General features: G+C 36.9%; 9 protein-coding genes. 8 read left to right on the top strand and 1 reads right to left on the bottom strand.

What is annotated here, in order from left to right:
- Positions 1-48 precede the first annotated feature (48 nt).
- From MW688_RS11655 to MW688_RS11640, 4 genes are all read left to right on the top strand, one after another.
- Positions 49-1,653, top strand: coding sequence for an Ig-like domain-containing protein (locus tag MW688_RS11655; RefSeq protein WP_486736151.1), 1,605 nt, complete (start codon positions 49-51; stop codon positions 1,651-1,653).
- A 210-nt stretch (positions 1,654-1,863) separates the two neighbouring features.
- Positions 1,864-2,364 carry a PEP-CTERM sorting domain-containing protein gene (locus MW688_RS11650; protein WP_486736150.1) on the top strand — a complete coding sequence of 167 codons (501 nt, stop codon included), beginning with the start codon at positions 1,864-1,866 and terminating at the stop codon, positions 2,362-2,364.
- A gap of 276 nt (positions 2,365-2,640) precedes the next feature.
- The gene (locus MW688_RS11645; RefSeq protein ID WP_486736149.1) at positions 2,641-3,261 is read left to right on the top strand and encodes a VWA domain-containing protein; all 621 of its coding nucleotides are present in this window, start codon (positions 2,641-2,643) and stop codon (positions 3,259-3,261) included.
- Between the two features lie 261 nt (positions 3,262-3,522).
- A complete protein-coding gene (locus MW688_RS11640) occupies positions 3,523-3,807 on the top strand; it encodes a hypothetical protein (RefSeq protein ID WP_486736148.1) in 285 nt (94 codons plus the stop codon).
- A 187-nt stretch (positions 3,808-3,994) separates the two neighbouring features.
- Here the strand turns inward: MW688_RS11640 and MW688_RS11635 are convergent, their stop codons facing one another.
- Complete coding sequence (locus MW688_RS11635) at positions 3,995-6,067, bottom strand: AAA family ATPase (RefSeq protein ID WP_486736147.1); 2,073 nt, start codon at positions 6,065-6,067, stop codon at positions 3,995-3,997.
- 406 nt (positions 6,068-6,473) lie between these two features.
- Here MW688_RS11635 and topA point away from each other — a divergent pair, with 406 nt between their 5' ends.
- The 4 genes from topA to MW688_RS11615 all read left to right on the top strand — a co-directional run bounded on the left by topA (position 6,474) and on the right by MW688_RS11615 (position 13,028).
- Positions 6,474-9,074, top strand: coding sequence for a type I DNA topoisomerase (gene topA / locus MW688_RS11630; protein WP_486736146.1), 2,601 nt, complete (start codon positions 6,474-6,476; stop codon positions 9,072-9,074).
- A 707-nt stretch (positions 9,075-9,781) separates the two neighbouring features.
- Entirely contained in the window at positions 9,782-10,810 is a 1,029-nt protein-coding gene (gene fbp / locus MW688_RS11625; RefSeq protein ID WP_486736145.1) for a class 1 fructose-bisphosphatase, read from the top strand.
- Between the two features lie 2 nt (positions 10,811-10,812).
- Positions 10,813-11,871, top strand: a complete 1,059-nt coding sequence (gene mtnA / locus MW688_RS11620) for an S-methyl-5-thioribose-1-phosphate isomerase (protein ID WP_486736144.1) — start codon at positions 10,813-10,815, stop codon at positions 11,869-11,871.
- A gap of 5 nt (positions 11,872-11,876) precedes the next feature.
- Positions 11,877-13,028, top strand: coding sequence for an S-layer homology domain-containing protein (locus tag MW688_RS11615; protein ID WP_486736143.1), 1,152 nt, complete (start codon positions 11,877-11,879; stop codon positions 13,026-13,028).
- Positions 13,029-14,680: the final 1,652 nt, after the last annotated feature.

Raw genomic sequence — 14,680 nt, 5'->3', positions numbered from 1 at the left:
ATTATTGTTAATGAAAGTTAAATTTGTATTTTGTGAGTATTTAAAAATATGACTAATCTCAACAATTCATCGGTGCTGATTGGGGTAAATCAACTACCTGAACCAAATCTTCCTCCTATAGCGGGAAATGATAGCTACCTTATTAGTGTAAATAACACTCTGATAATTTTTCCTATTGGTGTGTTAGAGAATGATATAGATTTAGATGGGGATCCTCTTACAGCAAATTTAGTATTAGATGTTACTAATGGTACCCTCAATTTAGAAAGTGATGGTTCTTTTACCTACACTCCAGATCCTGATTTCATTGGATTTGATTCCTTTTTGTATGTTGCTAATGATGGCACAGTTAATTCTAATGTAGCTAGAGTAACTATTCTGGTAGTAGAGGACAATGTTCCCCCGATCGCGAGAAATGATAGCTATCTTACTGGTATAGATGAAACTCTGATAATTCCGGCAATTGGGGTGTTAGAGAATGATATAGATTTCGATGAGGATCCGCTTACAGCAAATTTAGTCTCAGATGTGAGTAATGGTACCCTCAGTTTACAAAGGGATGGTTCTTTTACCTATATCCCAGATACTGGTTTCAATGGGATTGATACCTTTACCTATCGCGCCAGTGATGGCACAAATGATTCTAATTTAGCCACAGTAAGCATCGTGGTAGCGGACGAAAATGTTGCCCCAATCGCCCAAAATGATATCTACCTCACTAATGTAAATGAAACTCTGACAGTTCCTGCAATTGGGGTATTAGAGAATGATACTGATGCCGATGGAGATCCTCTGACAGCAAATTTAGTATCAGATCCGAGTAATGGTACCCTCAGTTTACAAAGCGACGGTTCTTTTACCTATATCCCAGATAATGATTTCAATGGAATTGATAGCTTTACCTATCGCGCCAATGATGGCACAAGTAATTCTAACGTAGCTACAGTATTTGTCGTAGTAGCACAAGAAAATACTCCGCCCATAGCCAGAGATGATAGCTACACTACTAATCAAAATGAAACTCTGATAATTCCCGCAATTGGGGTGTTAGAGAATGATACTGATGCCGATGGAGATACTCTCTCAGCAAGTTTATTATCAGATGTGAGTAATGGTACCCTCAGTTTACAAAGGGATGGTTCTTTTACCTACATCCCAGATACTGACTTTACTGGAACTGATACCTTCACCTATGTTGCTAGTGATGGCAATGGTGGCCAAGACAGTGCTAGTGTTGTGATTACAGTGACTCCTACAGATATTAACATCATTGAAGGTACATCAGGGAGAGATACTCTTGTAGGTACAGATGGGGACGATTTAATTACAGGGAAGCAAGCAAGAGACTTAATTACTACAGGCGCAGGGCAGGATATTCTCGACTATAATAGCATTGTAGATGCAGGTGATATTGTTACTGACTTTGAAGTAGGTCAAGATCTACTTGATTTTTCAGATTTGTTGGATAGCTTTGGATATACTGGTTTAGATCCAATTGCAGACGGATTTATTAGCATTGAGCCTACTGCTAATGGTTCTCTTCTCAGCGTAGATAGAGATGGTTTTGGAGAATTAAGCGTTCCCCGACAATTTATCTTCTTTCAAAATGTGGGTGCAGAGGAATTGAGTAACCTTGACAATTTTGTGCTATAAGGTTAACAGATTTTGTCAAAATATAGCCAATTAAAATATTTCTCATATTTCTTTTTGTAGCTATAATTTTTTGCCCACAGGAAAAATTATTAACGCCACTAAATAACCAATTGAGAAATATTTTTCTAAGGACAAGAACACATAGTATTAGGATAATTAATCACGATGAAAATCAACAACCTTGTTTCACTCTTACTTGGATTTTCTACCATGGGAATAATATTAACCAATGGTGAAAAAATAGAAGCCGCAACTATTACTTATGATATGACAGTAGATAATTTTGATGGTAGCTTATCAGGAAGCACATTTACTGGTAGTTTTAGTTTTGATGATTCAAGTCTTACTGGTACAGGTTCAGAATTTGTGAGTGTTTTTGATTTAAGCTACGATTTTCTCGGAGTAACTTATACAGAAGCTGATGATACTTCTTTTACTGGTGCTCAAGCTGAATTTGATAATGGGAATTTTTTAGGACTAAGTTATTCCACTGATGTGGAATTTTCTTTTGTTCCTGGTTTTTTCTCTTTAGATGATAGTTTTTTTGCTTATGATTTCGGAGGAGGCGATAATGGGTCAGCAGATGTTACCTATGATATTAATGGTTCTACCCCTGTTCCAGAGCCTGCTAGTATTTTAGGACTCTTTCTGGGAACATTGCTTCCTGTAAGTGTAAGTTCTCTGTTAAAGAATAAAGCTTCATCCAATTAATTAGTATACTTGGTTAAATAAGAATTACTTGTAAGCTGCAAAATATCAACAAGACTTCTTGATAAACTCGAAGTTTTCAGATATTAACAATTTCAAGTATTTAGATTCTCCTACAATTACAAGGTTTTTGCAGTTATTTAGCTCAAAAACCTTGTTTTTATTACTTATCGGGTGATGTGGATTTTTATTAAAATTAAAAATTGAAAAGGTATTTTAAATGATATTTTATAAGTATTCAGCCTTTGAAAATTGATTAAATTATCGGGAGATTTTTTTATGCAAACAATTGAACTACTCAAAAACCGAGACTATACTATCATAATTGATAGAAGTGGTAGTATGTCCATTAACGATACACCAAGGGGAAAAACTCGTTGGGAAGAGGTGCAAGAATCAACACTGGCTTTAGCCAAAAAATGCGATGAATTCGACCCAGATGGAATCACTGTGTACTTTTTCTCAACTAGGTTTAAGCGTTATGATAATGTGACTTATCATAAAGTCACTCAAATCTTTGCAGAAAATGATCCTATGGGCAGTAGTAATTTAGCAGGTGCTTTACAAGATGCTTTGGAGAATTATTTTCAACGCAAATCGAAGGGTGAAACTAAGCTTAATGGAGAAACTTTTTTAGTAATTACAGATGGTGAACCAAATAGTCATAAAGAAGTAATTAATATCATAATTAATGCGACTAATAAAATTGATTGCAAAGAAGAAATAAGTATTTCTTTTATTCAAATTGGCAAAGATAAAAAAGCTTCTCAATATTTAAAAACTTTGGATGAGGAGTTGCAGATTATTGGAGCTAAGTTTGATATAGTTGACACCCTGAATATAGAGCGCATCAAAAAACTTAGTTTTACTGAAGTGTTAATTAACTGTATAATTAATTAAAATAGAAATAATAAATAAACTTGATTATTGCTATAGCAATTCCAAAGCAAGTGAGGTGCATTTTCAGATCCGGTGTTACCTATTCCCTATTCCCTAAATCCGTTAACCTCTATACCTCAGTAGACTGAAAAACGCTATATACTAATAAACCAAAATAAAAATCTATGATTAATATTTAATAATTAAATATTAAAATTTATTACTAAACAAATAAAACTGCTAAGATGTAGGAAAAAATTAAAAATAACCTAAAAAAGAAAGATGAAAACAATACTAACTACCTTGTTTTTATTACTAAGCAGCAGTGTGATTTTTCCTAGTCAAGCTGAAACTATTTTAACTGGAACAGTAGAAAAAGTATGGGAAGATGGATTCAAATTAAGAACCGAGGATCGCACAGTCAAGGTAGATTCTTGGGATATTTACGGAGACAACACCACTAAAAATGTGGTTGTGGGACAAGAATTAACAGTAACAGGAGAATTTGGTGGTAGAGACTTTGATGCTTTTTCTATAGAAGAAGCTAATCTTTCTCCTCAAGAATAATCGTTTAATATGGTAATCAAAACAAGCCTTCTCCCAATTGGGAGAAGGCTTACTATTGCTTATTACTAGAGTTTAAACTAAACATCTATTTTCGCTTATGGCGATCGCGGAAGACTCAGATCTTGCACCAATGAATAGATAATTATGATTTTGTGAATAAACATATAGCTCAATAGTCAAACTATCTTTAACTGAGATCTACTTCCACCACCTCAGTATATTCAAACTCATTAACACTTCTTTTAACTAAAGGTATATTCTGATGATTAATGTTAATTGAGTCTTCCTCAGAATCTGGTTTTGGAGAATGGTAAGTTAAAACATATTGTTTACCAATGCGATCTCCCATTTCTGTTTCTACTTCTCCACGCCACTGAGTCTTAGTTACTAAAACTATCAATTGATTAGCTAACTGAGGAATTAATTTAGCTACCTGTCTGCGATAAATCTCGTCTAAACTCCCAAAAGGCGAATCCATGACAATCGGAAAAGTGCTACTATTAGGTCCCATCAGTGTATTTTGCTTATGCCATTCTCTAACACGATCAATAATGCCGCCAATAAAAGATAAACTGAGAATCTGATTTTCCCCAGTAGATGCAGCCACAGACTTAGCTACTCCTGAAGTGTTCTCTACTAATTGCAATTCGTAATTTTCATTGATGCGGGGAATATAGGGGGTAAAGGAAATTTCACTAAAAATTTCTTGAATTCTTTGTTCTAGAGAAATACGAAATTGTTTCTCCATCAGGATTTTAACCGCTTCTACTCTCTCAATTACTTCTTTGGTTGCTTCAATTCTTCGTTTAGCTAAGGCTTGTTTTTCTTCTTTGACTTGATGTTTTTGTAATTCTTTTTCATTGGTAGCAATTTCTTGTCTGGCGATCGCCAATTTTTCTTGAGTTGCCCCTAATTCTATATTTTCTTCTCTAATTTTACTCTCTACCGCGTCTAAATTCTGTTGTAATTTTTTTATATCTTCTTTTGGATAGCGTCTTAGTTTTTCTTTGACATCGTCTAGTTGAGTTTCAACTTTCGATAATTCTTGTCTTGCTTGATTTAATTGTCCTTGATATTGGTCTAAATTGTGCCAAAACTCTCCTAAGGTAGATTTTTCTATATTTTGAATTTGAGTTTCCAGACGAATAGCTGTCTCTTCTATTTCAGCTATTCCCGCTTTATTCATCCAAGCTTTTACTTTTTGATATGCTTCACTTTCTTGGTGTAATTCTTGTCCACAAATACATTCTTGACGATTTAACAAGTCTTCTACGAAGTTTTGTTTAATTCCACTAGGTAGTTCCCCTTTTTTCCTTAAATCATCTAAAATCACATAAAACTTATGAAAAGCCTCTGATAAAAAAATTGTAAATCCTTGACTAGAAATAATCTTTTTTATTTTTTGATTAATCTCTTTTAAATTTTCTCGGAGCTTTTTTTCATTTGCTTCTAATTCCATTTTCTTTCCTTGAATTTCTTCTATGCCATTAACCTTAAGAAATTCCTCATTAAGATTTCTCTTAAGCCGTTCATTTTCTGCTAAACTATCAGTTATTTCTCGAATATATTGCTCATATCCTTGACATGTTTCTTCTAGTTTACTTTGCTTTTTTGCTAAATTTTTTATTTTAATATCACCAATTTCTGCTAATTCTTCCTGTAACTTTTTTTTCGCTTGTTTCAGATGACTAATTGCTCTAACTAGTACTTTTATCCCTATTAATTCTTTAGTATCTTCCGCTAAATTACTTTTTTGTTCACTACGAGAGAGATGATCAATATGTTCTCCATCAAAAAAGAAATATTTATGTAAGCTAGATGGTAAAATATTTTCTATAACTTCTTCTGGAGATTCATGGGGCTTCTCCCAACGGCCATCATCTCCTGCAAAATCCATATACAATTCTGGAGTGCTATATTGTAGATTATTATTTTGATTTCGATAAGCAAAACATCTGCGTCTGACACGGTAACGTATAGCCTCATGTTCAAATTCAATTTCTACAGAACATTCTATCGAGCGATCTCCCATATTAGCTTCTGCTAGGGCTTTTTTATTTACTAACTGGTCACTTGCTGCAAAAGCTGAGGTAAATTTGTTATAAAGCACCCAAGTAAAAGCATTGAGAATTGTAGTTTTTCCTGCCCCATTGTTGCCGTGTATGATTGTTGTGTTGCGCTCTCCTGATGCTAAAGTTATTATCGGCGTTTTTCCGTAAAACTGACGAAAATTATATAATTGCAGCGAAATAATTCTCATTTCATCTTCCGTTTTTTAAAAATATGTCTAAAATAGAAACTAGTTAATATAACTTTTAATTATTTTAAGAATATCATCATTGATATGTTTAGGGGTTTTTTGATATAGTTTACTTTTCTCAAGCTTTAACACCTCTTCAATGATTGTTTTAATTTCAGGAGTAGCGCTCGTGATTGGTTCATGAACTTTATCTAAGTTAGAATGGGGTAACATAAGCAACATAAGTGGTTAGTTAAGTAATTAAACAAGAGAGTAAGTAATTATTCCCCTTGTCAAAAGCAAATATATTGTGTTAGAGAAAACAATAAGTATGATAAAAAACAACTGACTTGAGAAAAATAAGTAAATCATACCTAGACTTTCATTATACCAATCAATCAATCATTGTTTAGTAAAAAAACATATTATGTCAACTCTGGTAATCGTAGAATCACCAACAAAAGCAAAAACAATCCGTAATTACTTACCCCAAGGATACCTAGTAGAAGCATCAATGGGGCATATTCGTGACTTACCCTCGAAAGCAGAGGAAATCCCGGCAGAATATAAAGACCAAGAATGGGCATCCTTGGGAGTAAACGTGCGGGAAAACTTTGAACCTATATATATAATTCCTAAAACAAAAAAGAAAGTCGCCAAACAGCTAAAAGATGCACTCAAAGAAGCAGACGAAATTATCCTAGCCACAGACGAAGATAGAGAAGGAGAGAGTATTAGCTGGCATTTGTTACAGCTATTAAAACCAAAAGTACCAAGTAAAAGAATGGTATTTCACGAAATAACCAGAGAAGCAATAGAAAAAGCTCTGTTAAATTGTCGTGAAATTAATTATAATTTAGTTCATGCTCAAGAAACTCGACGTATTTTAGATAGACTAGTAGGCTATACCCTATCACCCCTGCTATGGAAAAAGATATCGAGAGGTTTATCAGCAGGGAGAGTGCAATCAGTAGCAGTACGTTTAGTAGTAGAAAAAGAAAGGGCAAGAAGGGCATTTAACTCAGGAGAATACTGGGATTTAAAAGCATTATTAGCAAAACAAGAACAGGAATTTGAAGCAAAACTAGTAAGCTTGGATGGAAAAAAACTAGCCACAGGCAGTGATTTTGACGCAAATACAGGAAAAATAGCGAAAAATAAAAAAGTAGTCTTACTGAATGAAGAAGAAGCGATCGCCCTCAAAGAAAACATAGCAGGGAAAAAGTGGGAAGTAAAAGAAGTAGAAGAAAAAGCAGTAACCCGCCATCCCTCACCACCATTTACAACTTCAACACTGCAACAAGAATCCAACCGTAAATTGGGAATATCTGCCAGGGAAACCATGCAAATAGCCCAAAAACTCTATGAAAACGGTTATATAACCTATATGAGAACAGACTCCGTACATTTATCAGCAGAGGCGATCGCCGCCGCTAGAAGTTGTGTAGAAGACTTGTATGGAAAAGAATATCTCAGTCCTTCACCGAAACAATATCAAACCAAAAGTAAAGGAGCACAAGAAGCACACGAAGCAATACGACCAGCAGGGAATACCTTTCGTACTCCCCAAGAAACAGGATTAGGGGCTTTAGACCTAGCCTTGTATCAACTAATCTGGATGCGTACAGTAGCCTGTCAAATGGCACCAGCGCGACTAACTCAAATTAGTGTTTCTCTACAAGTAGAAAATGCTGGATTTCGCACATCAGGCAAACGTATTGACTTCCCAGGCTTTTTCCGTGCCTACGTAGAAGGGTCAGATGATCCAGAAGCAGCCCTTGACAACCAAGAAGTAATCTTACCAGAATTACAAACAGGAGATTCACCAGATTGTAAACAAATAGATACAGTAGGACACGAAACACAACCTCCCGCCAGATATACAGAAGCATCCCTGGTGAAAACCTTAGAAAGCGAAGGTGTAGGACGTCCAAGTACCTATGCAAGTATCATAGGCACAATCATAGATAGAGGGTATATTCAACTACGCAACAAAGCTTTAGTACCAACCTTCACAGCCTTTGCCGTAGTTAGTCTCCTAGAAAAAAACTTTCCCGACTTAGTAGACACCAGTTTTACCTCAAAAATGGAAAGAACCCTCGATGAAATTGCCACAGGAGAAGCCCAATGGCTGCCCTATCTCAAAGAATTCTATTTAGGAGAAAAAGGACTAGAAAACCAAGTTAAAGTCAGAGAAGAACAAATAGACCCGAGTGAAGCTAAAGCCATAAATCTAGACAACCTAGAAGTAGCGGTAAAAATTGGTAAATATGGACCCTATATAGAAGCCCATCAGGGAGAAGAAACAATTACAGCCTCTTTACCTTCAGACTTGACTCCAGCAGACCTCAATTCTGAACAGATAGAAACCATACTGCGCCAAAAAACCGAAGGTCCTCAATCTCTAGGCACAGATAACGCAACTGGTGAAGATATCTACATCTTAATTGGTAGTTACGGTCCTTATATTCAGTTAGGACAAGTAACCGATGAAAATCCCAAACCCAAACGAGTATCTATTCCCAAAGGAATTAAACCAGAAGATGTTACCCTGGAGATGGCCCAAAAATACTTATCCTTGCCCCGATTATTGGGAGAACATCCAGAAACAGGGTGCAAAGTTTTAGCAAATATAGGACGTTTTGGACCATACGTAGTCCACGACCAAGGCAAAGAGGGTAAAGAATATCGCTCTTTGAAAAAAGATGATGACCTCTTAGCTATAGATTTACCGAGGGCTTTAGAATTACTTGCTCAGCCTAAAAGGTCCCGAGGCGGCAAAGGAAAAACTAAAAAACCTCTGAGGGAATTAGGAGTTCATCCTGAAGACGAACAGCCAGTAAATCTATATGAAGGTCCCTATGGTCCTTATGTCAAACACGGTAAAATTAATGCTTCTATTCCCAAAGAAGAAAAAGTAGAGGATATTTCTCTCGAACAAGCTTTGAGTTTAATCGCCGCTAAAGCGGGTGAGAAGAAAACTACTAAGAAAAAAACCACTACGCGCCGGAAAAAACAAACAACCTAAGGTAACTCAGACCCTCGCATCTTTATCCAAAGTTACTTGTGGATGAATCATGAGTAATGAGTAATGAGTTTTGAAGTCTTGAAGTAAGAAGTCTTGAAGTAAGGAGTAAGGAGTCTTGAAGTAATATCATGTCCGTCTAATTAGTTATGATAAAGTTCTTCCTTGATACCTTCTTCCTTCCCTTCAGCATAGCTGCCTCGGTGCCTCCCAATACTGCTCGGTTAAGGAATTTATAATTGTCGGTGAGGATAGTGCAAAGGGCAAAGGGCAAGGGGCAAAGGTTAAGAATTTCAATGAAATCTTGTTTCTAAATTCTAAATTCTAAATTACCCTCACAGAGGCGTTTTCGACACTAACCGAGCAGTATTGCGGTGCCTCCTGCCTCACCTCATTTTTATCGTAAGTATTCACCCGAACTTGATATAAGAAGTAATGAGTTAAAGAATTAATGCTCAACGCTTAAAAATTGGTTGACCGAGTGCAAAATCTTAGGGTAAAGAGAAATGAACTTCTTCTGAGGTTAATTTAGTACATAAGTACTGGTGCTTTGATATGAGGTAAGCTGTTTAGCCCAAATAAAAGAGTTGATAGCAAAATTTTTAGTATGAGTTAGGATCTAATTAGATTCTTTTGTTAAGTTTAAAGTATGCTTTGATAAATCATTACTTATTACTTATTACTTATTACTTCAAAACTCAAAAAAACTTATGGTTAATACTCCAGAAATCACTATCCCCCAGTACAGTTTAGATCGCGACTGTACTACTCTATCCCGTCACGTGTTGCAACAACTACAAACTTATGACTCCAGCGCCCAGGATTTAAGTGCGATTATGAATCGAATCGCCCTAGCCGCTAAATTGGTGGCTAGGCGTTTAAGTCGAGCAGGTTTAGTCGAAGGAGCTTTAGGTTTTACAGGAGATGTTAATGTACAGGGAGAATCAGTAAAAAAACTCGATATCTACGCTAACGAGGTGTTTATCTCGGTATTTAAACAAAGTGGTTTAGTTTGTCGTCTGGCATCAGAAGAAATGGAAGACCCCTACTACATACCAGAAAATTGCCCCATCGGTCGTTATACTCTCCTCTATGACCCCATTGATGGCTCTTCTAATGTTGATATCAATTTAAATGTTGGCTCCATCTTTGCCATTCGTCAGCAAGAAGGAGATGATATAGATGGTCAAGCTAGAGACTTACTGCAAAACGGTCATAAACAAATTGCCGCAGGATATGTACTCTATGGTCCGGCTACGGTTCTGGTATATTCTATAGGTACAGGGGTACATTATTTTATTCTTGACCCAAGTTTAGGAGAATTTATCCTAGCTCAAGAAAATGTCAAGATTCCTGAGCATGGATCCGTTTATAGTGTTAATGAAGGGAATTTCTGGCAATGGGATGAAGCAATTCGTGAATACATCCGTTATGTACATTCCCATGATGGTTATACAGCTCGTTATAGTGGTGCCTTAGTCGGTGATATCCACCGGATTTTGATGCAGGGAGGTGTTTTTCTCTACCCCGGTACTAACAAGAAACCTAATGGTAAAATAAGATTACTCTATGAATCAGCACCAATAGCATTTTTAATAGAACAGGCAGGTGGTAAGGCTACAACAGGGAGTCAAAATATATTAGATATAGTGCCAGACCAACTCCACGCCCGCACTCCCATTATTGCTGGTAGTAAAGAAGATGTAGAGTTAGTAGAATCTTTTATTCATAAAGCATAATTATGGCAAATTACCATCAATCTATTTATCCTGTAGTTTGGGAACAAGAAAGATTAAAATTAATCGATCAAACTAGGTTGCCAAATGAGTATGCTGTAGTAGAAATTACTCGTTGCCAAGACTTAGCCTCGGCAATTAAAGACATGATTGTAAGAGGTGCTCCAGCAATCGGAGTAGCAGCAGCTTATGGGCTGTATTTGGGAGCAAGAGAAATAGAAACAGCGGATAGAGCTGAGTTTTTGGCTGAATTGGCGAAAGTAGCCGAATTATTACGCAAAACTCGGCCTACAGCCGTTAATTTATCCTGGGCGATCGCCAGAATGTTGAAAACTGCCTACGAAACCCTAGGAGGAATTACAGAAATAAAAAAAGCTTTGTTGCAAACTGCCCAAAATATTCAACATGAAGATTACTCTGTGTGTAGGGAGATAGGTAAGCATGGTTTAGAGGCATTGCCAAAAACACCTGAGAAGTTAAATATATTAACTCACTGTAATACAGGAGCCTTGGCTACAGCAGGCTATGGCACAGCCTTAGGGGTAATTCGCACAGCTAAAGAGTGCGATCGCCTGGGGAGGGTTTACGTAGATGAAACTCGCCCTCGTCTTCAGGGGGCAAAACTCACAGCTTGGGAATGTGTTCAAGAAGGTATTCCTGTTACCCTAATTACTGACAGTATGGCGGCGGTTTGTCTTCAACAAAAGATGGTAGATGCTGTAATTGTGGGAGCAGATCGTATTGCTGCTAATGGTGATACAGCTAATAAAATTGGTACCTATTCCCTAGCCATAGCTAGTCAGTATCATAATATCCCATTCTATGTGGCGGCACCTCTATCTACTATAGATTTTCAATTAAGCTTAGGTAGTGAAATTCCCATTGAAGAAAGAGACCCTCAAGAAATCTATCAAATTGGTCAAACTATTATCTCTCCTCTAGGAATAGATTACTATAATCCAGCCTTTGATATCACTCCTGCTCAATTAATCACGGGCATCATTACCGAAAAAGGTACTGTAAAACCTCAAGAGTTGACTAATCTTAAGCCCACCATTTGCTAATTATAATGTTTATAAACTTAAAAAAAAGAGTATATCATCTGTTAAGTTTGGTACTGATTACCTCAACAATTACAGCTTGTGGTTCTAGAGAAACCTGGGAGCAACTAATAAGTCCAGATCCAAATTTATCTAATACTTCCAATCCTGTTCAAACTAGCGGCTCAATTCCGGGGGATTTTCCTGATAATATCCCGATTTATCCCCAAGTGGAAGTAAAAGAAGTTGCTTCTCAACTAACCCCAAGAAATGGCAGAGTGATTTGGGAATCACCAGATCCAAGTAATTTGGTAGAAAATTACTATTTACAACAATTTGAATCAAACAATTGGACAATAGCTTCAACAACTAGTGAAAATAATATTACCGCTAGTAAAGATGACTTAACAGTTACAGTTTCTCTACAACCTCAGGCGACGGTTACAGAAATTTTACTACAATACCAAAGAGGAGATAGTTCAGAATTAGATCCCGTAGATTCTCCTATCAATCAATCAATAGTAATCACTGATGTAGAGAGTCTATCGCCAACTTTTCGCCAATATATCCAAGACTTAGCAGTTTTGGGAGTATTTAGAGAATCAGATTGGGGAGAGGATCAAAAGTTTCAACCTAACCAAATGATAACCCGTCGAGATTATGCGCGGTGGTTGTTTGTTGCTAATAATCTTTTTTACCAAGATACACCAGAAAAACAAGTGCGTCTAGCGGCACCTACTAGTAAACCTGCCTTCGATGATGTGAATTCAGAAGATCCCGATTTCCCCATTATCCAAGCATTAGCAGAAACGGGCTTGATTCCTTCACCCCTTAATGATAGTACTATGTCGGCAAATTTTCGCCCTGAGGATGATTTAACTCGTGGTGATTTAATTGCTTGGAAAGTGCCTCTAGACTTCCGTAAACCTCTACCACCTACCTCAATAGAAGATATTAGAGAAACTTGGGGTTTTCAAGATGCTAGTAAAATAGATGCTTATGTTTTGCCTAAGATTTATATAGACTATCAAAATAGTCAACCGAATATAACTAGAGCTTTTGGTTATAGTACTCTATTTTTAACCGATAAAAGTGTTACTCGTGCTGAAGCTGCGGCAGTTTTGTGGCGCTTTGGGTTTCAAGACCAGGGAATTTCTGCCCAAAAGGCGATTTCTGAGTAATATTTCTACCAGGGTGCTAGAAGTAGGGCGCTTATATTTGTGCCCATTCTTTTTTTAGTAAGTCTTTGTGAAGAGGTAGCAACCAGTCGGAGACAACGAGTTAGACTGTTGGGTTTCGTTACCAAGGGCCCAACCTACAGGTATAACTCAAATCTTGCATCTATACCTAATGTTACTGGTTGGGGTTGAGTAATGAGTAATGAGTAATGAGTAATGAGTAATGAGTAATGAGTCTTGAAGTAAGAAGTCTTGAAGTAAAAGAATTGATCCTAACCACTTAAACTCAGATCTTGCATCTTTACCCAAAGTTATAGCAGTAGTTCGTGTTAACAACATTTATCACTAACTTTTCCCCCCTTCCCCCCTTACCAAGGGGGGCTTTTCATCATTTTTGTCAACATCTATTGGCTCATTGCTATACTTGTGGTGGTTAAGTTTTGAAGTTTTGAAGTTTTGAAGTTTTGAAGTAATATCAAGTCCGTTTAATCAGTTATATTATGAGATATTGATGCAAATACTTAAAAACCATCTTTCTCCCCCTCTCCCCCTCTCCCATTTTCGCCTGTTGGCCTATTTAGTACTTTTTTAGGAGTGCAAGATATGAGTAAAGCTATCCTTTATAAACATCTTTCTTAACATAAAACTTGACAAAAGTCAGAGGTAAGTATTCACCCAAACTTGATATGAAGTTTTCTCGCCAAAGAAACATCGCAAACCTGTTATTGAGATGATTGTTTAATTCTCATAATTGCTTGATAAAACTCCTCAGATACCATTGCTTTTAATTCTTATTCTGGTAATTCCAGGAGCATTTGTAGATAGTTACCAATACATGTTTGAGTATGGGGATGATTTTCTCCTAAAGTTTGAGTAAGAATAGCGATCGCACTCCAGGTAGGTTCGTAGTTGGACCTTTAGTCCAATAGACACATTAAAATTTCACACTTTAAGTCATAGCGCACCGGTGAATAAGGGCGATCGCCTATAGTTGAGTAATGAGTTTTGAAGTAAGGAGTTTTGAAGTAAAAGAAGTAATGCGCACCGAGTAAGGTATCCCAAAGGCGATCGCACTCCAGGTAGGTTCGTAGTTGGACCTTTAGTCCAATAGACACATTAAAATTTCACACTTTAAGTCATAGCGCACCGGTGAATAAGGGCGATCGCCTATAGTTGAGTAATGAGTTTTGAAGTAAGGAGTTTTGAAGTAAAAGAAGTAATGCGCACCGAGTAAGGTATCCCAAAGGCGATCGCACTCAAGGTAGGTTCGTAGTTGGACCTTTAGTCCAATAGACACATTAAAATTTCACACTTTAAGTCATAGCGCACCAGTGAATAAGGGCGATCGCACTCAAGGTAGGTTCGTAGTTGGACCTTTAGTCCAATAGACACATTAAAATTTCACACTTTAAGTCATAGCGCACCGGTGAATAAGGGCGATCGCCTATAGTTGAGTAATGAGTTTTGAAGTAAGGAGTTTTGAAGTAAAAGAAGTAATGCGCACCGAGTAAGGTATCCCAAAGGCGATCGCACTCAAGGTAGGTTCGTAGTTGGACCTTTAGTCCAATAGACACATTAAAATTTCACACTTTAAGTCATAGCGCACCAGTGAATAAGGGCGATCGCACTCAAGGTAGGTTCGTAGTTGGACCTTT

The organism is Johannesbaptistia floridana, assembly GCF_057440575.1.
The sequence above is the reverse complement of the archived record's forward strand: the minus strand, read 5'-3'. Positions and strand labels throughout refer to the sequence as shown.

Excerpts from the sequence above, each read along its gene's own strand:
- MW688_RS11650 (WP_486736150.1), top strand. The coding sequence starts at position 1,864 with ATGGGAATAATATTAACCAATGGTGAAAAAATAGAAGCCGCAACTATT.
- MW688_RS11635 (WP_486736147.1), bottom strand. The coding sequence starts at position 6,067 with ATGAGAATTATTTCGCTGCAATTATATAATTTTCGTCAGTTTTACGGA.
- MW688_RS11655 (WP_486736151.1), top strand. The coding sequence starts at position 49 with ATGACTAATCTCAACAATTCATCGGTGCTGATTGGGGTAAATCAACTA.
- fbp (WP_486736145.1), top strand. The coding sequence starts at position 9,782 with ATGGTTAATACTCCAGAAATCACTATCCCCCAGTACAGTTTAGATCGC.
- MW688_RS11645 (WP_486736149.1), top strand. The coding sequence starts at position 2,641 with ATGCAAACAATTGAACTACTCAAAAACCGAGACTATACTATCATAATT.
- mtnA (WP_486736144.1), top strand. The coding sequence starts at position 10,813 with ATGGCAAATTACCATCAATCTATTTATCCTGTAGTTTGGGAACAAGAA.
- topA (WP_486736146.1), top strand. The coding sequence starts at position 6,474 with ATGTCAACTCTGGTAATCGTAGAATCACCAACAAAAGCAAAAACAATC.
- MW688_RS11640 (WP_486736148.1), top strand. The coding sequence starts at position 3,523 with ATGAAAACAATACTAACTACCTTGTTTTTATTACTAAGCAGCAGTGTG.
- MW688_RS11615 (WP_486736143.1), top strand. The coding sequence starts at position 11,877 with ATGTTTATAAACTTAAAAAAAAGAGTATATCATCTGTTAAGTTTGGTA.